The sequence below is a fragment of the Vibrio sp. QJM3NY_35 genome, from assembly GCF_057785915.1.
The window spans coordinates 290,191-308,343 of the sequence record NZ_CM173507.1 but is presented as its reverse complement, the minus strand read 5'-3'; the positions used below and the strand labels follow the sequence as shown (position 1 = coordinate 308,343).

The following is an 18,153-nucleotide window of genomic DNA, read 5'->3' as shown; positions in this document are numbered from 1 at the left end:
CACCCCCTACACTAAGTCAGGGCGAACAACGAGCACCGACTCAACAATGATTGGAATTGAACCCACAGGCTGGTTGGTTTTCACCGTGAATTTCAGCTCTGAACCGTGCGCCGTAGGAAACAGCTCATCGATATAAAAGCCGCGCATGATTGGGTCAAAGTGGTAACAACCCGCTTGCCAAAAACGTCGGTTTCGTTTGGCGCGCATATCTTCAAGCGCACGGCTTGAATCATGCACTTTCACGAAATCACGATAGATTTGTAGAGAGTGGATTTGATCACTCATGAAGTGCATGCGGCGCACTAAATGAAGAGGGCCAGAAACGAGATCAAGAAACTCATTTTCTGTTGAGCTTGCTTGCATCGTCTGCTTTTTGATTTGTGGGATAACAACACGAGCAGGCTGACGCGCTGAAACTGTTGCCCACGCTTGAAGCTTGATAGCAGGCGCGTTGTCTTGAGTAGAGTCAGCAATCTCGACTTCCAGAGTGATATTGTCACCCGCTTCAGTCACAAGACCCGTGTAACGAACCCCGTTCTTAGTTTTTGCAGAAATATCAGCTAATGGAATTGTGAAAAAACCATCCGTTTGAGCAAGACCTTTGTACGCTTCAATCTTTTTAATTAGCTCACCATCAAGAACGATAATTTCATCCGCATTCAAGCTGATGGTTACGCGTCGAAGTTGAGCCGCACTAAGATTGGTTTCGAGAAAAATCTCATCGTACGTAGGACCAATCGGAATGGTTAACGTAGCTTTCTCACCGTAGCCCGTACCCGTAAAAGAGTTCAGTTTGGTTGGAGTAGACATAATAACTAACTCCCTTAACCGATTTGGTCTTCAACAGCATCAACGTTGTTTGAAGCCCAAACAACGCCCGCTGCCACAATGCCTGCTAGCACTGCAATGACTGCTAATTTCTTTGGTGTAAAACCTGCCATTTGTTTTCCTATAAAAAAGACCGCCCAACATTGGACGGCCTTTACTTAAACAAATGATTTGGTTTGAGTACCTAATACTTATTTGGTTTAGGTTTGGTTTAAATGAGACTTGAATCACAAACTACCACCGGATAACGCCCTTTTTGAATGCTTTCCCGTCTTGAAGTAGATACTCAAGCGGGTCGAGTTGCTCGATCGCATCAGCAGGGATTCCGGTCATTTTTTCTAAATAAGTAGCACTGGCTTTGGTCTTTTGCATCATCACACAAGCATGCTGACAGTTATCAATGATGGTCTTCGATACTTCCTGACCACGTTGAAACAGATTGATAGTGTGTAGGTTAAACTTCCTGCCTAAACGCAATATTTTCCCATGGTAGCCAACCGCTTTACCCGCATTTTCACTATGCTCGGCGACCTCTTCACAAATGATTTTTAATGGTTTGGTATGCTTTCCGTTCCCCATAGCCCAAACGACCTGACAAAACTTATCGAAGTCCTTTGATGTGGTTTCATGAGTCGGTTGATATGCAATCTTAAAGCCCTGCTTTGTTTTGCGCCCTGCAATCAGTGCGGCGGCAAACTCCTTAATACTGGAATAACCGCGCACCACTCGCCCTGCTAGCTTTCCGCTGTAATCGCCCATTGGATCAAACATGGCTACTTGGTCGGTAGATTTGATAAACAGCTTTTTGGCGGCAGAGGTTTTACCGCTGCCGCTCATACCAACCGCAAACACGTGACCATTTTTAAGGGCATTATTTGGGTTAATTGGTTGCATTTATTGCACTTCCTCTTTTCCCTCTGATTCAGTCTCTTGAGGGTTCACCTCTTTCGCTTCATCAATCGCTTTAAGGGTTCGGATTTGGTTAAACGAAGTAAAACCAAGTGCGCCAGCTGCGATCACAAATGACAGTTCTTCTTTGTAATGAGCCAACCACGGTGGAAGCTCACCGCCATATTTAACGAACAACGGCGCGGCTGCACTTGCAACGCTTTGAGCTTGTTCAGCATCAAAAGCAAACTCTTGGTGACCGAACTGTTTTAACATTTGCTCTGTCACGCCAAGAACGGCACTGGCCGTTGCTTCACCTGCCAATAGTGCGGCTTGTTTGGCATCGGTTTTTTGTTCGGATTGGGACGGGTCGAAATCTTCTTCGCCAAGTTCGGCCAATAGCGCTAGCTCTTCACTTTCGTCATGCTGCTCTAGCTCTTCAATTTCGATTTGGTCTAGTTGTTCTGTTTGTTCCATTTACGCCACCACTTTGATTGTTTTGATTACACCACCGAAGAACAAGCCAAGCACCGCACCAATACCAACGCATTTAACGGTTGTGATTGGCTTTGGTTCAGTCTCATTTTTTGGTTTAGACTCCGTTTCTTTTTCCGGTTCAATTGCCGTTGGTTGTGTTTCCACAACTGGGTTATTGATTGCTTCGATATTTGCTTGAACTTCTTCCAAGGATTTAAACGCTTTCATTTCGGCTTGAGCCGCTTTACCCGTTCGCGTATCAGGTCCACATTCACAACGGCCATGAACAAACGCCGCTCGTTTTCCTTTGCCTTGCTTAATCGCTTTTGGTTGTGAGCAAGTGCGGCATTGCACATAACCTAATATTTGGGTTTCGTTTTCCATTAGCCGTTTTCCTTTTCTAATGCGTCTAGACGTTGATTAAAGGCTTTAAAAAGCCAGATAGTTTTCACTAACCAAGGTTTGATAAAACCAAATCCCATAGGGGGCTTATATGCTTGCGATTCCGAATCCATTTCATTAAGCAAACGGGTTGTTTCGCTTTGCAGTGTTTTTTCCGTCATTGGATTACCTGTTGTTGATAATATTGTTCTACTTCGTTCATTGCCTGACCGAGTAGCTCTTGTTGAATTTCGTAAGGTGGTATTGGTGGAAAATCCTGATTTAGCAGACTTAACCAATTAGCCTGATTGACTTGCCAACGTTGAAAGGCTTGGCGGTAGCGGTCTTTTGCTTCAAGGCGTATATCATCTAAATACGCATCCTCGGTCGTCATACTCCAACCGCGAGCCCCTGCCGCCCACTCTAAAAATTGATTGGCCTTTTGCTCGCAAGTCTCCCCCTCAAAACTGATAGAGAATTGGTTGTCCGAACTGGCAAATACGCCGCGACTACTCAAGCGTTCTTTCTCTTCTCTAACTTCGCTGCTGAGCTTTTTCATTAACAGATTGAGCTTGCCAACGGCATCAAACTTACGTTGTTTTTTATTTATATCTGCGGCCTTTTTAGCCTCATTTAATTTGAGCTGCTTTCGAGCAATATCCCGCTTAATCGGTGCTTTCCACTGCTCTAATCGATACCCGCACTCTTTGATAATTCCCGTCATGTTAGAAACATCGAAACTCGCTAGAGCTTCCCACTCAGGGGCGCGACTACAACGGGCGATGTTATAGCGATTACCTTTAATTAAACCTTGGTCAGCATTGCTACCTTTCGCGGCATAACCGATCGCTTTGATCAGGTAACCCGCAGCCGCGTCTTTGTGCTGAATGCGTTGAAGATTTGCCATGCCATGACCCCAAAGCCGTTCAACACGTTTTGCCCACCCTTGAAAATGTTCTTTTGGTACGTGGTAATTCAATAAAATATGAACGTGTGGATTCGGCTCACCGTTTTCATTCGCAGGGCATTCAGCAACCCAAACATAATGAAAGTCGAAAGGCTTTTTCGTTGCTCCGTGTAGCTCTTGGGTATGCGTTCGAATCTGCTTGTTTTCGTCTTTCGCTTTCCAGATAGCTTTCAATGGTCGCCCTTGATTACCCTGCACAACCACTTTGTCCGTAAGTGAAAGTTCACCCACCTCTGATGATTGATATTCAAAACCGCGCTGATACATTTTTTTAAGGCCATCTAGAAAACGAGATACTTCTTTGCCTATGGTGGTTTGAATGGGGCAATACGCTAAACCCTCATCGGTCAGCGCTTCACCGCCGAACAAATGCTTTCGCTGTTCTTCGGTAAAAGTTAAGGTCAGAAACGTAGTAAAACCGCCATGACAAGTAGCGACATACGCCCCCGCCTCAAAGATTTTCTTAACTGCGTTTGAACTCAACTTTTCAGTGAAACGCTCACCCGTTGGTGATTGCGGCGCATCGCTTGGGCTTGGGTGGTAAGTGACTTGCAATTTCACCTGTTGAGCCCACTCTCGCTTAAGCAAGTAAGCTCGACTTTGCCCTTTGGGGATGTAATCAAGACGATTTCGGTCTTTATCTCGCACCCATCCGACTTGTGGCGCGTTTTGTTCAATCCCGTAGTGCTGCGACTCAACATGAACACTTTGGCTTTTTGAGCGCGGTTTTAGGCGGCGTGAGCGGGTAGTAAAGCGTTCCAAGTGGCGTCTTTTGTCGTGTCGGACTTTGCCGCCCTTTGACAAGCCTAGTGTTTCCACGCCTACGGCGTGCGCTCCGCGCTTAGTTTTCTTGAAATACTCAGGGGTGATTAACGTTAGTTTCCCGTCTTGAACTAACTGCCAAGTTTCCGCTGATTCTTTCGTTCTATGAAAGTGAACTTGCTCCATTGCATGCAGCTTGTTTTGCTCACTTTCCATCCAATCAGAATTTGGGGCTCTAAAAAAACCGCTCTCGATAGCGGCTATATTCCTTTCAGTTGTCGCAACATCTTGCGCCAAGGCAGTTACATAGCCCACATCGTGTGGGCTCAAGATATTCGTTATTTCGCGATCGCCTTGCGGCTCATATAAGTGATTCATTCTGTCACCAGTGACGGGTTATAAATGCTCTAAAGAAACGTACTTGCCTGACTTGGTATCTCGGAGGGTATTGAAAGTGAAATGGCGAAACTCACAACATGCTTTTGCCAACATGTGAAACTCGCTTTCTCTATCTTCTGGAACCCATAACGTGATCTTCTTAAGCCCTTGTTCTTTCTTAGCTGCTTCATACTTCGCGTTACGACTCATATCACCACCCTGCACATGCACTTTCAGTGCACTGGTAATTCATCGGTCTTGGTTTTCTTTTGACGGGCTTCTTGATTCCATGTTTCTCACGCAGCTTTTGAAGAAACACCTGAGAACGCTGCAATTTTTTAGGGTCTGGGTTTTCCATGCCTGCCATATCTGGACAAGGTAGGTGGATAGGGTCAGATACTTTCATAGCAATCACCTACCCGTTGACTGAAAGCCAATCCTGCTTGGCTTCCGAGTGACGTTTATCGATGTAGGCTGCTAGGTCTTCTATCTTGATTAACGATGGGCTGCGTTCTGAATCGCGCAACTTGAAGGTAGGAACAGGAAAATCACAAGCTTTCGCTCTTTGCTCAGCTGTTCGTGAAGTGATTCCAAAAAACTCTTGGCTGACTTGTTTCAACTCGACCGTAGGGTTTCCGAAACGGGCTAATAACGCAAAGTTTGTATTCATAGCTCACCTATTAATCTATTATCTAAGCAACAAAATGAGACTCTAAGCGATTCAAAACCGTCCTAATCGTCCCTAAAGCGATTGAATAATATTAACGATGAGACGCTATTGCAACGCTTTTATTTTAATAGAGGTGCCCTTTGAAAACTATTGATGAACAAATAACAGAACTTAAGCAGCTTACAAAAACAGCGAAAATCACTGATTTATCAAAGGCTTTAGGTGTATCACCATCGACAGTTCGGACATGGCGATCTCGCGAAAAAATACCTGAAAATATTTTTCTAAAAGCTGAAGAAATAGCACAAGATCGAGACGGTTTTGGGACACCAAAAGGATATGTGACTCTAAATTTTTACGATGTGGAAGTTAGTGCAGGACATGGCGCACTTGTAGAAAGGGATGAGGAATCGACGGAAATTGTCTTTAGTGAGAAATTCATTAGCAAAAGTATTGGTGTAAACCCTAATGAAGTTTTCTTAATGCCTGTTAGAGGCGACAGCATGGCACCAACACTAAAAAACCAAGCGTTAGTTATGGTTCATAAAGTTGATGAGTTCTCTGGGGACGGTGTTTACGTTTTTCGCTTCGATGGCCAACTGATGGTTAAGAGACTTCAGTTCATGCCGAAGGTGATTAAGGTGGTTAGTGACAACCATACTTATGAAAACTGGGAATTACTCAAAGACGACCTGAAGAATGAAGATTTTCAGATTATTGGTGAGGTGGTTTGGTCAGGGCAGAGGATGTAACAGTGATTCACTTTATCTACAGGTATTGTCGTAATAAATTTAGCCCAACTCCTCAACAAGCCCTATGGTCCATATCATGGCTTTCTCGAATTATTATTTTCTTTAACTTGACCTTGATTGCAGGGTTCTTCTTCCTCATGCCTATAGATCTAGATAACGGCATACGTTATGCCATTCCCCACCACTGTAAGTACCATACGATTAAAGATATACCTAGCCAAACTGAGAAAGATATTAGAGATATCAGCTGTACTATAAAGAAAGCCGTGCACTCATTGGAGAAATCCAGTAGCTCCTTCATAGCGACATTCAGCCCCATGGTCCCTCTCTTCGCGCTGAGCACTGCTACCTGCATATTTCTATTCAACATTGTGATTAATACCAGTAAATACTTTAAGTATGTTAGCTACCACATCACAACAAAAAAGGAGCTCGATAGGCTTACTGGATGTATAAGAATCCTCAATCGAAATGAGAGAAGTGAATCAATCCTAAAAGTTTACTTTTTCGACTATCGGAAGAAAGAGTGTCAAATCTCCGAGATACCAACCACACACAGAGCTGGAGCTGAATACACAACATTAGTGGAAAATGAACCTTTAGAATTCAGTTTGCTGTCTAGCCAAGCTGATGCGGCCAGAGCTGCACCAAACAAGATTGATATCGTAATTTCAACCACAAGTGGAAAAATCGTGTGCATTCGCGGAAAGGATTATTGGAAACCAAAACAGATATCTAAAGTATAAGAATTTAGTGCGGTACTCCTATAGTACCCCTCAAACTCGCGCAGCCCTTGCTAAGGCTGCTTAATCAATCCCATCGAGCATTGGAGCGACAGACAATCTACATGAATGTGTCATGGTAAAGTACCCTGGTAGCGAGTCAAAAAAATATGCTGGAATACCCAGCAAAAGCAAGGTCGGCTATTGTAAATGCTATGCCCTGTTTGTGCTATATGAACTTTGCCTCACATTTTTTTATAAACCCATTCACCAGATCTCTAATTCAGCCTCATTAATCAGTTATGCCTTGAGTCACACTGTCATTTTGAGTTACCTTGTCTTATTCAAAGTCGTGGGTCACAATACGCTCTGTACCTGACTTTAATAGAAATCATTGGCCCCCAAAACGTAGTAACCTAGAAATAGGGTTTAATTAGGGATGGCCGATTGAATGGTGAAAAATTTGGACCACACATTAATAGAGCAAGTTGAAGGGATATGCGCATCGCGAGGCGTTAGATTGACGCCTCAGAGAAAGCGAGTGTTTGAGCTCATTCTCTCTAATAAAAAAGCCTCCAGTGCTTATGAATTGTTAGAGCAGTTGAAAGTCAGTGAACCACAAGCCAAACCACCTACGGTTTATCGCGCTTTAGATTTCTTGTTAGAGCAAGGTTTCATTCACCGAGTTGAGTCAACCAATAGCTTTATATGCTGCTGTTCTTGCAATGCCGACAAACATTTCTCTCAACTACTGATCTGCGATAAATGTGGCACTGTGATAGAACTGCAAGACGATGCGCTTGTCACTCTACTCGCGAGTAACGCTGAGAAGCATGGCTTTCAATTGACCAATCATGTCATTGAATCACATGGCATTTGCCAAAGCTGCTCCTCTGAGATGAAAGAATAATATTATAGAAGAACATTATGCGCGCTGAATTTGTAAACCCGTTTTTAGCTTCTTTGATGAACGTATTAAAAACGATGGCTTCTCTAGAATTGAAGCCACAAAAACCAAGAGTGAAGAAAGATGAAATCGCTCGTGGTGATGTATCTGGCCTGATTGGTATGGTGGGTACACAGTCTCGTGGTTCGATGTCGATCACCTTTGATGAAGGTCTCGCTCTCGAAATCATGGAAAACATGCTAGGTGAACGACCAAACGGCCTAAACGAAGAAGTAACCGATATGGTGGGTGAAATCACTAACATGGTGACGGGCGGTGCAAAACGTATTCTTGCAGAAAGCGGCTTTGACTTCGACATGGCAACGCCAATCGTGGTTTCAGGTAAAGGCCACACTATTCGTCACAAGTGTGACGGGGCAATCATCATCATGCCTTTCTCATCTCAATGGGGTAATGCCTTCATCGAGATCTGTTTCGAATAGAAATAGTCACTGCAAATATTTAGAAGGCTAACGCCGTATTTAAGAGGCTGGCGTCGATACGTCAGCCTTTTTTATTACCTGCGATTTAACCATTGCATACTCTACAGATACAAAAACGCCAACCCTAAGGTTGGCGTTTCTTTTTAGGCTATCAACTCAATTAAGCTTTAAGCGCTTTAAATGCGTTGATTAAACCGTTAGTTGAGCTGTCGTGAGACGTTACTTGTGCGTCGTCAGCAAGCTCTGGAAGAATTTGGTTTGCTAGTTGCTTACCAAGTTCTACACCCCATTGGTCGAAGCTGAAGATGTTCCAGATAACGCCTTGAACAAAGATCTTGTGCTCGTACATCGCGATTAGATTACCTAAAGAGCGAGGGTTGATTTGCTTAACAAGAATTGAGTTTGTTGGGCGGTTACCTTCAAATACTTTGAAAGGTACTAGCTCAGCCACTTCTTCAGCTGTTTTGCCAGCTGCTAGGAATTCAGCTTCTACTGTCTCTTTTGTCTTACCGAAAGCAAGTGCTTCAGTTTGAGCAAAGAAGTTAGACATCAGCTTCTGGTGGTGATCAGATGCTGGGTTGTGGCTGATTGCAGGTGCAATAAAGTCTGATGGGATCAGCTTAGTGCCTTGGTGAATCAGTTGGTAGAAAGCGTGCTGACCGTTTGTACCTGGTTCACCCCAGATGATAGGACCTGTTTGGTACTCTACCGGGTTGCCTTCACGGTCAACAAACTTACCGTTTGATTCCATGTTACCTTGCTGGAAGTAAGCAGCAAAACGGTGCATGTATTGATCGTAAGGTAGAATCGCTTCTGACTCAGCGCCATGGAAGTTGTTGTACCAAACACCGATAAGCGCAAGGATCACTGGAATGTTGCTTTCAAACTCAGTTGAAGCAAAGTGGTTATCCATCTCGTGTGCGCCATCTAGTAGCTCAGCGAAGTTATCGAAGCCGATAGAAAGAGAGATAGAAAGGCCGATTGCAGACCATAGTGAGTAACGACCACCAACCCAGTCCCAGAATTCGAACATGTTGTCAGTATCAATACCAAACTCAGCAACTGAAGTTGCGTTAGTCGATAGCGCTGCGAAGTGCTTAGCGACGTGTGCGTCATCACCCGCTTCAGCCAGGAACCAATCACGAGCAGAGTGTGCATTCGTCATTGTTTCTTGAGTCGTAAATGTCTTCGATGCTACTAGGAACAACGTTGTTTCTGGGTTAAGAGGCTTAAGTGTCTCAACAATGTGAGTGCCATCTACGTTAGAAACGAAGTGCATGTTCAGGCGAGTTTTGTATGGCGTAAGTGCTTCAGTCACCATGTATGGACCAAGGTCCGAACCGCCGATACCGATGTTAACTACATCAGTGATCTCTTTACCTGTGTAACCTTTCCACTCACCAGAAACGATGCGGTGCGTGAACAGTTCCATTTTTGCTAGTACTGCGTTCACTGCTGGCATTACGTCTTTGCCATCAACCATTACTGGGTTGTCGCTACGGTTACGTAGCGCAGTGTGAAGTACTGAACGACCTTCAGTCTTGTTGATTGCATCACCGCCGAACATTGCTTCGATTGCAGACTTAACTTCAGTCTCGTTCGCAAGAGCAAATAGGTGCTGCATCGTTTCAGCATCGATAAGGTTCTTAGAGTAATCCACTAAGATGTCAGAACCGAAACGAGTAGAAAAGCTCTCGAAACGCTTTGCATCTTGAGCAAACAGCTCTTTCATATCCATATCTTGAGCAGACTCAAAATGTGCAGTTAGAGCTTTCCACGCTTGTGTTTGCGTTGGGTTGATATTTTTCAACATGGTATCTATCCCGATGTTACTGTAGGTTTTATTCTAAACGTCACCTGGGTGATGAATAGAACCCCCGATTAGGCGAAAGTTTATATTTTTCTGTGATGACCAAACCGCGTCACCACTGAAAGATTCTTTGTAATTTTTTTTCACGACGTATTATGCCGCATATGAAGAGCTGTACCTTGAGATAAATCAGGATTCGATTTCCTGATACAAGAATCGGTACAGACTCTAGCTCTAACATAATTAAATGTGAGCGATACCTGATAAATTCAAGTTCAAAAGATAGCGTTAAACCACTTTTTTTCCAAATACATTATAAAGGATGGCGTATGTGGATTCAGAAGACTATACACCTAAATGCACGAAAGCGTGGATTTCATCTCATTACTGATGAAATTGAACAACAGATACACGATATCAATTCTCTATCTGTTGGTTTATTACATCTTTTTATCCAACATACCTCTGCCAGCCTCACGCTAAACGAGAACGCTGATCCTACCGTCCGTACCGATATGGAATCACACTTTAATAAGTTTGTACCTGAGCGAGCACCCTACTACAAACACACCTATGAAGGCGATGATGACATGCCAGCCCACATTAAAGCATCGACACTTGGCACCAGTGTGACAATACCAATTAGCAATGGTCGTTTAGCTTTAGGAACATGGCAGGGCATTTACTTAGGAGAACACCGAGATTGTGGTGGAAGCCGTACGGTTATTGCGACCATTCAAGGTGAATAACCTTAAGTAACCAGCTATAAAACATTATTAAAAACATAATGATAGAAAACAAAAAAGGGTGACACAGTTATGTGTCACCCTTTAAAATATGAGATATTCGAGTTAGTAAAACCAGATTAGAAAGGCTGGTTTATCATGACCCTAAAGGTCCCTTCATCACCACCTCGAGCTAACTCAGCACGAACAACAATACCCTCTACTTGGAAACGAACCGCGCCACCTAGGCTCCATTTCATATCCGAGTGCAGTGTTTTTATATCGTACTCATCCGCAACGCGCCCGACTTCGGCAAACGCGACCCATTGCCACCAAGGCAGGTCGTAGTAGTTGATCAGCGGAATATCACCGAGTGGCTGCCAATCTGGGAGCACTCGATACTCTGCAGAATAGTGAACAGCAGATCGCCCATGATATCGACCTCCGGTATAACCACGTAAACGATACAAACCACCCAATCGAGCTTGTTCTGTTTCCGGTGGACGAGCACAATCCTGCCCAGAACAGTTATCCCAGGTTGGTGTATCAGCAGTATAGAAATCGAGTGCCACAACTTGTTGGTCGAACAAGTCTCCTAGAGGACCTAAAGCGAAGTACTGACTGTTTTGAAAAGTCCATTTCAGCCACAAATCGTCGTTAGACCAACTTTCAGCGCCCGTAGTGAACTCAAGGTTGGTATGAGATCCTTTGGTTGGGTTACGTGTGCTATCACGATTATCCCAATCGAACGCCAAACTAAAACCGGTCGCCTCTTCAGTATTATTTAAACCTTCTAGCTCACGAGCAGTATAAAAAGGCGTAAATAAAATCGAACTGACACCCGATTCGACTGGCGAAGCAAAACTGACCTCTTTGATTGGTTGAAACGCGCCGAGTAAGCCATGCTCTGCAACATTGCCCCAAGGCAGCAGATACTTAAATTCAAACTGATAATTCTGCTCTAAGCCATCAACTATAGTTTTGTCATCGATAGATGAATCGTTATCGCCTTGAGAGCCAATATAATAAGGATTGTCGTTGAAGCGCGCTTGGTACATCTGAGTACTAAACAAGATATTCTCAGACAAGGCATAATTAAAGGCCGATAGAAAACCGACATAGCTGTCTTTGTCTGAATACAAAGCCATACCAAACAGAGCCGCTTGAGGTTGCCAAACGCCCTTTGCGACACCAGCAACCCCAAAGGTATTGCCCATGGTTTCAGTACTGAAATAGAAAGGAACAAAAGCGGAGTCTTTTTCTTTACTTAGAACAGAAGAAGAAAAGCTGACACCAGTTACTGCCATTGCAGACATTAACCAGTATCGAGAAGTTCGCTTGAACATATCTATTTTACGTATTCCATCGCCACGCGAGACGTCAGTTTAGTCACGAGTTCGTAAGCGATAGTGCCGATATGTTCAGCCACTTCTTCTGAGGGTAAGTCTTTACCCCAAAGCGTCGCTTCGTCACTCACTTTATCCGTAGCATCAGGACCAAGGTCAACCGTTAGCATATCCATGGAGACACGCCCTGCGATTGGTACTTTTCTACCATTAACGAATACTGGGGTGCCGTTAGGTGCAGTGCGAGGATAACCATCGCCGTAACCAATTGCGATAACACCAACCTTGGTATCACGCTCACTGGTCCAGTTACCACCATAACCTACACTCTCACCAGCCTTCACATCACGAACCGCAATTAAGTGTGAAGTCAGAGTCATCACCGGCAAAAAGCCCAGCTCTTGCGCTGATTTATCAACAAACGGAGAAACACCATAAGAGATGATTCCGGGGCGAACCCAATCAAGATGACTATCAGGCCAAGCTAATAGACCTGCAGAGGCCGCAAGTGAACGCTCCCCTTCACAACCGTCGGTAAGAGATAAGAAAAGCTCAGTCTGCTCAACTGTTGTGCTTCTATCTAACTCGTCAGCACATCCAAAATGGCTCATGTAGCGCAATGGCTTTGCCACATTTGGGCATTGATGCAAACGCTCAACAAAGTTTTGGTATTGCTCAGGGCGAACCCCTAATCGATGCATACCACTGTCGACTTTTAGCCATACCACAACCGGTGTTTCCAAATCGGCATTCTCTAGCGCGCTTAATTGCTCTTCACAATGCACCACGGTTTGAATGTTATTGGTTACCAGAATGGGTAAATCACCCGAAGAGTAAAACCCTTCCAGCAACAAAATGGGTTTAACAATACCACCAGCACGCAGTTGTAAGGCTTCTTCAATACGAGCCACACCAAACGCATCTGAGTTTTTCGAATGTTTAGCAATATGCAGTAAGCCGTGTCCGTAGCCATTTGCTTTCACAACCGACATGACTTTACATTGCGGAGCCTTCGACTTTATTTGGCGAAGGTTATGTTCCAACGCACTAAGATCAATGCTTGCCGTCGCTGCTTTCATATACGTCATTAACGATTACTCATCATCAAATGCAGGACCTGCATAGTTATCAAATCGGGAGTGTTGACCTTGGAATGTCAGACGAACCGAACCGATAGGACCGTTACGCTGCTTACCAAGGATGATCTCAGCAATGCCCTTTAGTGAGCTATCTGGGTTATAAACCTCATCGCGATAGATAAACATGATCAAATCGGCATCTTGCTCGATCGAACCTGATTCACGCAAATCCGAGTTTACTGGGCGCTTATCAGCACGTTGCTCTAGGGAACGGTTAAGCTGAGAAAGTGCCACAACCGGAACGTTGAGCTCTTTTGCTAGCGCTTTCAGTGAGCGAGAAATCTCGGCGATCTCAAGAGTACGGTTATCAGATAACGAAGGTACACGCATTAATTGAAGGTAATCTATCATGATCATAGAGATACCATCGTGTTCACGAGCGATACGTCGAGCACGAGAACGCACTTCGGTTGGCGTTAGACCTGAGCTATCATCGATATACATATTCTTCTTATCCATTAGAATACCCATACTCGATGAGATACGAGCCCAATCTTCATCGTCCAGTTGACCCGTACGAATTTTGGTTTGGTCTACGCGAGAAAGTGACGCAAGCATACGCATCATCAGTTGTTCGGCTGGCATCTCTAGCGAGAAGATTAAAACAGGTTTGTCTTGCTTCATCGCTGCGTTTTCACACAAGTTCATCGCAAACGTGGTTTTACCCATCGATGGACGAGCTGCAACAATAATTAAGTCAGAGCCTTGTAGACCTGCTGTTTTCTTATTGAGGTCGTTGAAACCCGTATCAACACCTGTCACACCATCTTGTGGCGTTTTATATAGGATCTCGATACGTTCTAGTGTTTTCTCTAGAATGCTATCAACGTTTTGCGGGCCTTCGTTTTCACTTGCACGGCCTTCAGCAATCGCGAAGACTTTACTTTCAGCAAGATCAACCAGCTCTTCCGATGTACGACCTTGTGGGTCATAACCAGAATCCGCAATCTCATTTGCCACCCCGATCAGGCTACGAACAAGTGCACGTTGCGCCACGATATCAGCATAAGCGTTAATGTTTGCTGCACTTGGTGTGTTTTTAGCTAAGTCAGCTAGGTAAGCAAAGCCACCGACTTCTTCAAGTTGCTCACGCAGCTCTAGATGTTCAGAGAGTGTAATAAGATCCAGAGGAGAGCTCTCTTCAAGGATATCTTTTACCGCTTCAAAGATCAGACGGTGAGGACGACTATAAAAGTCTTTGGCCACAACCTTTTCGGCAACCGTATCCCAGCGTTCGTTATCCAATAACAAACCGCCAATCACAGATTGCTCAGCTTCTAATGAATGTGGCGGGACCTTGATGGCGTCCACCTGATCGTTGGCTGATTTCTGACTTTTGGTATCCACTATGACTACACTCAATAACTAATAATGATCGTTCATTATACCCAAGAACACTCATTTGTAATCCGATCCTATGAGTTTGTTTTATTCTTCAGGAAGAATTTACTTATTGCTGACGGAATTAACCAAGGGTAGCATTACGATCCTTCCATTCATTCACTGTATAACTGAGGTATGCGTGTCCAAATTATTGGCTCTGAGCACTGGTCTTCTGAGCTCTAGTCTTCTAAGTATCGGTCTCCTGAGCACTCCGTTGGCCTTAGCTGATGATGCTAAAGCCTCTGTTGATGCAATCCTCGACTCTATAGTGGTTCCAGAACCTACTGCTGAGCCGATCGTCGTTGCACCGACACCTGAAGAAAAAGATATGGATATCGCACCGAGTGATGCTAGTGATACAGAACTGCCGAGCCCGCTAAAAACGGAAGTTGAATTTGGATATCAGTCGCATACTGGTAATTCTGATTCACGTTCGTTGAATGCACGCCTAAACGGTGAGTACACGGCTGGTCGTCACAGAACCAGTGGCGAATGGAAATACTACAACCTCTACAAAGATGGCGAAGAAGATAAAAGGCAATCGACTTACTCAGCTCAGAGTGACTACAAGTTAAGCCCTAAAACCTACCTTTACGGCAGCTTTAAAGGAGTCGACTCGCGATACAGTGCTTACTTTAAGGACTACACAATTTCGAGTGGTCTGGGTTACCAGTTTTCGAATACCGAAGAGTTTGTGTTGGAAGTCGAAGTGGGGCCGGGTTTTCGTTACCAAGAGCCAAACCTTGATGAATTAGACGACGATGACATCATCTTCCCAGAGATTGTTGAAGAAGCAATTTTCCGTGGCAATGTGAATACGTCATGGCAGGTGTTGAAGAATTTACAGCTCAAGGCCGACGTGACGCTTGTCTCTGGTCACAGTAACCTAAAGTTTGATACTGAACTCGAAGCCATCAACGATATTACTGACAATATCGCGCTGAAGATCGCTCACTCTCGCCAGTACCACGATAAAGTACCTGAAGGGTTAAGCAAAGAAGACTCTGTTCTATCGATCAACTTGCTCTTCCAATTCTAATCTTAGGCCACCTCTAACCCTGAGAACGGCTTGTTCAGCAATAACAGCTTATGGATCACTGTAAGCTTTTTACCTACTGTAGCCCTTCCTTATACTTCCCTATATTCCAGACATAAAAAAACACCAGCCGAAGCTGGTGTTTAAAACTTTCAAAAGAAAGAATTCGTCTTGGTACTGAAATTACTCAGCTGCAACGATAGCGATTTTCGCAGTAGCAAAAACTTCAGAGTGAAGTTGGATGCTTACTTCGAATTCGCCGATGTTACGTAGAGCGCCTTCAGGTAGGCGTACTTCGCTCTTAGCTACTGCAACACCTGCCGCTGTAATAGCGTCAGCGATGTCACGAGTACCGATAGAACCGAATAGTTTACCTTCGTCACCAGCTTTAGAAGCGATTGTAACGCCTTCTAGAGTGTTAACGCTCTCTGCACGAGCTTCAGCAGCAGCTAGTTGCTCAGCAACTTTAGCTTCTAGTTCAGCACGACGAGTTTCGAACATAGCAACGTTGTCTTTAGTTGCCATAACTGCTTTACCCTGTGGGATAAGGAAGTTACGAGCGTAACCAGATTTAACGTTTACTTGGTCGCCAAGGCCACCTAGGTTACCGATCTTATCAAGTAGAATAACTTGCATTATCTTAGTCCTCTTAAACTATTATTAACTATTACCGATTACTGATGCTTGTCAGTGTACGGTAGTAGAGCTAGGTAACGAGAACGCTTGATAGCGCGAGCTAGTTGACGCTGGTACTTAGCGCTTGTACCAGTGATACGGCTAGGTACGATTTTACCAGCTTCAGTGATGTAGTTTTTAAGAGTTGCTACGTCTTTGTAGTCAATCTCTTGTACGCCTTCTGCAGTGAAACGGCAGAATTTACGACGACGGAAGAAACGAGCCATGGGCTATCTCCTGATCTTAAATTTAGTAAAGCGGTCTTTCACAATTATCGAAATAACTATCAATGACCTAAAACAAGTTGAGAATTTTTTAAGGCGTTAAGCCAAAAAAGAATTACTCAGCAGCTGCTTCTGGTTTAGCTTCTGTACGCTCTTCGCGACGAGGAGCACGCTCTGCACGCTCTTCTTTTTGCTTAAGCATAATAGATTGCTCAGTCACAGCGCCTTTAGTGCGCATGATCATGTTACGTAGAACTGCATCGTTGAAACGGAAAGCAGTTTCTAGCTCGTCAATCACTTCTTGACCAGCTTCAACGTTCATAAGAACGTAGTGAGCTTTGTGAAGCTTGTTGATTGGGTAAGCCATTTGACGACGACCCCAGTCTTCTAGACGGTGGATAGTACCGCCAGCTTCAGTGATAGAACCAGTGTAACGCTCGATCATGCCAGCAACTTGCTCGCTTTGATCAGGGTGAACCATGAATACGATTTCGTAATGACGCATTTGGTTGCTCCTTACGGATTATTAGCTTCCACGAGTGGCCCGGTCGTCCAGAGGAAGCAAGGAACTAAAGATAAATGACCGAGTTTTAAGGACGGCAAATATTATAGAAAGAACCCTGTATTGGCAAGTGATATTTGGCGAATAATGAAACAGTTTTTCTTTCGCCATCTAGCCATCCAGTAATCGCAATTTCCACCCTATTTGTGCCGATAAAACAAACGCCCATCACCTAAGTAATGAGCGTTTAATATTTGAATATTTTCAATCTATTACTGAGCTAAACGCTGACGTACCGCTTCAAACAGACAGATGCCTGATGCTACCGAAACATTTAGGCTCGATACGCTACCTGCCATTGGGATCTTAATTAGATCATCACAGGTTTCACGCGTTAGACGACGCATACCGTCACCTTCTGCCCCCATAACAACCGCAAGAGGGCCTGTTAACTTCGCTTGATAGATATCATGCGTAGCTTCACCTGCCGTACCCACAAACCATACGCCCTGCTCTTGCAGTGCTCGCATTGTGCGAGCTAGGTTGGTTACGCGCACGAGAGGAACCGTTTCAGCTGCGCCACACGCAACCTTACTTACCGTTGCGGTTAGCGGCGAAGAGCGATCTTTCGGTACGATCACAGCAGCGACACCTGCGGCATCCGCATTACGTAGACAAGCGCCTAGGTTATGAGGGTCTGTTACGCCATCTAGAACCAACAGCAAAGGCTGTTCGTGCTGTGCTAGGATTTCGTCTAGGTGAGTTTCATTAAGCTGCTTAGCAGGCTTCACCTTAGCAATAAGACCTTGGTGATTCGCACCTTGTGCTTTTTCATCCAGCGGCTTACGACCCATCTGTTGAATCGACACACCAAACTGTTGTAGTTGGTTCAGTAATGGAAGAAGACGCTCGTCTTGGCGACCTTTCAATACATACGCTTCGATAAAACGTGCTGGATCTTTTTCTAGTACGGCTTTCACCGCGTGAATACCGTAAATAAATTCGTTACTCATTGTCTCAAGTTACTCTTATTGCTCAGAGATGAATGACATCAATGCCGATGCATCCCTCTCTGTGTTGTTCATTTCGAGAGTATGCG

Annotated in this window: 22 protein-coding genes; 5 read left to right on the top strand and 17 right to left on the bottom strand. The window is 44.4% G+C overall.

The window, feature by feature from the left end; all coding sequences use genetic code 11:
* Positions 1-6 precede the first annotated feature (6 nt).
* The 9 genes from AC3CH3_RS01485 to AC3CH3_RS01445 all read right to left on the bottom strand — a co-directional run bounded on the left by AC3CH3_RS01485 (position 7) and on the right by AC3CH3_RS01445 (position 5,351).
* On the bottom strand, positions 7-810 hold the full coding sequence (locus AC3CH3_RS01485; RefSeq protein WP_102265317.1) for a major capsid protein P2: 804 nt from the start codon (positions 808-810) through the stop codon (positions 7-9).
* A gap of 252 nt (positions 811-1,062) precedes the next feature.
* Entirely contained in the window at positions 1,063-1,722 is a 660-nt protein-coding gene (locus AC3CH3_RS01480) for an ATPase (RefSeq protein WP_102315762.1), read from the bottom strand.
* Positions 1,723-2,193: a hypothetical protein gene (locus AC3CH3_RS01475; protein WP_102313225.1), complete on the bottom strand. Its 471-nt coding sequence runs from the start codon at positions 2,191-2,193 to the stop codon at positions 1,723-1,725.
* Complete coding sequence (locus tag AC3CH3_RS01470) at positions 2,194-2,577, bottom strand: hypothetical protein (protein WP_488537581.1); 384 nt, start codon at positions 2,575-2,577, stop codon at positions 2,194-2,196.
* Entirely contained in the window at positions 2,577-2,756 is a 180-nt protein-coding gene (locus AC3CH3_RS01465) for a hypothetical protein (protein WP_016783612.1), read from the bottom strand. The genes AC3CH3_RS01470 and AC3CH3_RS01465 overlap by 1 nt, the downstream gene beginning before the upstream one ends.
* Positions 2,753-4,681 carry a rolling circle replication-associated protein gene (locus AC3CH3_RS01460; RefSeq protein ID WP_488537580.1) on the bottom strand — a complete coding sequence of 643 codons (1,929 nt, stop codon included), beginning with the start codon at positions 4,679-4,681 and terminating at the stop codon, positions 2,753-2,755. The genes AC3CH3_RS01465 and AC3CH3_RS01460 overlap by 4 nt, the downstream gene beginning before the upstream one ends.
* An 18-nt stretch (positions 4,682-4,699) precedes the next feature.
* Positions 4,700-4,891, bottom strand: a complete 192-nt coding sequence (locus AC3CH3_RS01455) for a hypothetical protein (protein ID WP_019825622.1) — start codon at positions 4,889-4,891, stop codon at positions 4,700-4,702.
* Position 4,892: 1 nt separating this feature from the next.
* Positions 4,893-5,087, bottom strand: coding sequence for a hypothetical protein (locus tag AC3CH3_RS01450; protein WP_171733444.1), 195 nt, complete (start codon positions 5,085-5,087; stop codon positions 4,893-4,895).
* A gap of 9 nt (positions 5,088-5,096) precedes the next feature.
* Complete coding sequence (locus tag AC3CH3_RS01445; RefSeq protein WP_048662769.1) at positions 5,097-5,351, bottom strand: pyocin activator PrtN family protein; 255 nt, start codon at positions 5,349-5,351, stop codon at positions 5,097-5,099.
* A gap of 140 nt (positions 5,352-5,491) precedes the next feature.
* Here AC3CH3_RS01445 and AC3CH3_RS01440 point away from each other — a divergent pair, with 140 nt between their 5' ends.
* The 3 genes from AC3CH3_RS01440 (at position 5,492) to AC3CH3_RS01430 (ending at position 8,214) form a co-directional block, all read left to right on the top strand.
* Entirely contained in the window at positions 5,492-6,103 is a 612-nt protein-coding gene (locus AC3CH3_RS01440; protein ID WP_488537579.1) for a S24 family peptidase, read from the top strand.
* Positions 6,104-7,276: 1,173 nt separating this feature from the next.
* Positions 7,277-7,735 (top strand): zinc uptake transcriptional repressor Zur, encoded by a 459-nt coding sequence (gene zur, locus AC3CH3_RS01435; protein ID WP_026084434.1) that lies wholly within the window; start codon positions 7,277-7,279, stop codon positions 7,733-7,735.
* Positions 7,736-7,752: 17 nt separating this feature from the next.
* Complete coding sequence (locus tag AC3CH3_RS01430) at positions 7,753-8,214, top strand: chemotaxis protein CheX (protein WP_017059940.1); 462 nt, start codon at positions 7,753-7,755, stop codon at positions 8,212-8,214.
* A 160-nt stretch (positions 8,215-8,374) separates the two neighbouring features.
* On the opposite strand, the gene pgi is transcribed toward AC3CH3_RS01430, so the two are convergent.
* On the bottom strand, positions 8,375-10,027 hold the full coding sequence (pgi, locus tag AC3CH3_RS01425; protein ID WP_004735848.1) for a glucose-6-phosphate isomerase: 1,653 nt from the start codon (positions 10,025-10,027) through the stop codon (positions 8,375-8,377).
* A gap of 326 nt (positions 10,028-10,353) precedes the next feature.
* On the opposite strand from pgi, the gene AC3CH3_RS01420 reads away from it, so the two are divergent.
* The gene (locus tag AC3CH3_RS01420; protein WP_488537578.1) at positions 10,354-10,773 is read left to right on the top strand and encodes a secondary thiamine-phosphate synthase enzyme YjbQ; all 420 of its coding nucleotides are present in this window, start codon (positions 10,354-10,356) and stop codon (positions 10,771-10,773) included.
* A 116-nt stretch (positions 10,774-10,889) separates the two neighbouring features.
* On the opposite strand, the gene AC3CH3_RS01415 is transcribed toward AC3CH3_RS01420, so the two are convergent.
* Genes AC3CH3_RS01415 through AC3CH3_RS01405 form a run of 3 tightly spaced genes read right to left on the bottom strand, consistent with a single transcriptional unit; the run spans position 10,890 to position 14,581 of the window.
* Positions 10,890-12,095, bottom strand: coding sequence for a BamA/TamA family outer membrane protein (locus AC3CH3_RS01415; RefSeq protein ID WP_488537577.1), 1,206 nt, complete (start codon positions 12,093-12,095; stop codon positions 10,890-10,892).
* A gap of 2 nt (positions 12,096-12,097) precedes the next feature.
* On the bottom strand, positions 12,098-13,183 hold the full coding sequence (alr, locus tag AC3CH3_RS01410; RefSeq protein ID WP_488537576.1) for an alanine racemase: 1,086 nt from the start codon (positions 13,181-13,183) through the stop codon (positions 12,098-12,100).
* Between the two features lie 6 nt (positions 13,184-13,189).
* Positions 13,190-14,581 (bottom strand): replicative DNA helicase, encoded by a 1,392-nt coding sequence (locus AC3CH3_RS01405; protein WP_016767560.1) that lies wholly within the window; start codon positions 14,579-14,581, stop codon positions 13,190-13,192.
* A 175-nt stretch (positions 14,582-14,756) separates the two neighbouring features.
* Here AC3CH3_RS01405 and AC3CH3_RS01400 point away from each other — a divergent pair, with 175 nt between their 5' ends.
* Entirely contained in the window at positions 14,757-15,656 is a 900-nt protein-coding gene (locus AC3CH3_RS01400) for a DUF481 domain-containing protein (protein WP_488537575.1), read from the top strand.
* A 180-nt stretch (positions 15,657-15,836) separates the two neighbouring features.
* Here the strand turns inward: AC3CH3_RS01400 and rplI are convergent, their stop codons facing one another.
* The 4 genes from rplI to rlmB all read right to left on the bottom strand — a co-directional run bounded on the left by rplI (position 15,837) and on the right by rlmB (position 18,067).
* The gene (gene rplI / locus AC3CH3_RS01395; RefSeq protein ID WP_010434182.1) at positions 15,837-16,289 is read right to left on the bottom strand and encodes a 50S ribosomal protein L9; all 453 of its coding nucleotides are present in this window, start codon (positions 16,287-16,289) and stop codon (positions 15,837-15,839) included.
* Between the two features lie 38 nt (positions 16,290-16,327).
* On the bottom strand, positions 16,328-16,555 hold the full coding sequence (gene rpsR / locus AC3CH3_RS01390; protein WP_000090472.1) for a 30S ribosomal protein S18: 228 nt from the start codon (positions 16,553-16,555) through the stop codon (positions 16,328-16,330).
* A 112-nt stretch (positions 16,556-16,667) separates the two neighbouring features.
* Positions 16,668-17,057: a 30S ribosomal protein S6 gene (gene rpsF / locus AC3CH3_RS01385; RefSeq protein ID WP_004741278.1), complete on the bottom strand. Its 390-nt coding sequence runs from the start codon at positions 17,055-17,057 to the stop codon at positions 16,668-16,670.
* 269 nt (positions 17,058-17,326) lie between these two features.
* Positions 17,327-18,067 carry a 23S rRNA (guanosine(2251)-2'-O)-methyltransferase RlmB gene (gene rlmB, locus AC3CH3_RS01380; RefSeq protein ID WP_019825660.1) on the bottom strand — a complete coding sequence of 247 codons (741 nt, stop codon included), beginning with the start codon at positions 18,065-18,067 and terminating at the stop codon, positions 17,327-17,329.
* Positions 18,068-18,153 lie beyond the last annotated feature (86 nt).

What these genes read in the sequence shown, in the direction of transcription:
- rlmB (WP_019825660.1), bottom strand. Translation starts at nt 18,067, where the DNA reads ATGAGTAACGAATTTATTTACGGTATTCACGCGGTGAAAGCCGTACTA.
- AC3CH3_RS01445 (WP_048662769.1), bottom strand. Translation starts at nt 5,351, where the DNA reads ATGAATACAAACTTTGCGTTATTAGCCCGTTTCGGAAACCCTACGGTC.
- AC3CH3_RS01460 (WP_488537580.1), bottom strand. Translation starts at nt 4,681, where the DNA reads ATGAATCACTTATATGAGCCGCAAGGCGATCGCGAAATAACGAATATC.
- AC3CH3_RS01470 (WP_488537581.1), bottom strand. Translation starts at nt 2,577, where the DNA reads ATGGAAAACGAAACCCAAATATTAGGTTATGTGCAATGCCGCACTTGC.
- AC3CH3_RS01430 (WP_017059940.1), top strand. Translation starts at nt 7,753, where the DNA reads ATGCGCGCTGAATTTGTAAACCCGTTTTTAGCTTCTTTGATGAACGTA.
- AC3CH3_RS01455 (WP_019825622.1), bottom strand. Translation starts at nt 4,891, where the DNA reads ATGAGTCGTAACGCGAAGTATGAAGCAGCTAAGAAAGAACAAGGGCTT.
- AC3CH3_RS01420 (WP_488537578.1), top strand. Translation starts at nt 10,354, where the DNA reads ATGTGGATTCAGAAGACTATACACCTAAATGCACGAAAGCGTGGATTT.
- rpsF (WP_004741278.1), bottom strand. Translation starts at nt 17,057, where the DNA reads ATGCGTCATTACGAAATCGTATTCATGGTTCACCCTGATCAAAGCGAG.
- zur (WP_026084434.1), top strand. Translation starts at nt 7,277, where the DNA reads ATGGTGAAAAATTTGGACCACACATTAATAGAGCAAGTTGAAGGGATA.
- rplI (WP_010434182.1), bottom strand. Translation starts at nt 16,289, where the DNA reads ATGCAAGTTATTCTACTTGATAAGATCGGTAACCTAGGTGGCCTTGGC.
- AC3CH3_RS01480 (WP_102315762.1), bottom strand. Translation starts at nt 1,722, where the DNA reads ATGCAACCAATTAACCCAAATAATGCCCTTAAAAATGGTCACGTGTTT.
- rpsR (WP_000090472.1), bottom strand. Translation starts at nt 16,555, where the DNA reads ATGGCTCGTTTCTTCCGTCGTCGTAAATTCTGCCGTTTCACTGCAGAA.
- AC3CH3_RS01450 (WP_171733444.1), bottom strand. Translation starts at nt 5,087, where the DNA reads ATGAAAGTATCTGACCCTATCCACCTACCTTGTCCAGATATGGCAGGC.
- AC3CH3_RS01465 (WP_016783612.1), bottom strand. Translation starts at nt 2,756, where the DNA reads ATGACGGAAAAAACACTGCAAAGCGAAACAACCCGTTTGCTTAATGAA.
- alr (WP_488537576.1), bottom strand. Translation starts at nt 13,183, where the DNA reads ATGACGTATATGAAAGCAGCGACGGCAAGCATTGATCTTAGTGCGTTG.
- AC3CH3_RS01485 (WP_102265317.1), bottom strand. Translation starts at nt 810, where the DNA reads ATGTCTACTCCAACCAAACTGAACTCTTTTACGGGTACGGGCTACGGT.
- pgi (WP_004735848.1), bottom strand. Translation starts at nt 10,027, where the DNA reads ATGTTGAAAAATATCAACCCAACGCAAACACAAGCGTGGAAAGCTCTA.
- AC3CH3_RS01415 (WP_488537577.1), bottom strand. Translation starts at nt 12,095, where the DNA reads ATGTTCAAGCGAACTTCTCGATACTGGTTAATGTCTGCAATGGCAGTA.
- AC3CH3_RS01475 (WP_102313225.1), bottom strand. Translation starts at nt 2,193, where the DNA reads ATGGAACAAACAGAACAACTAGACCAAATCGAAATTGAAGAGCTAGAG.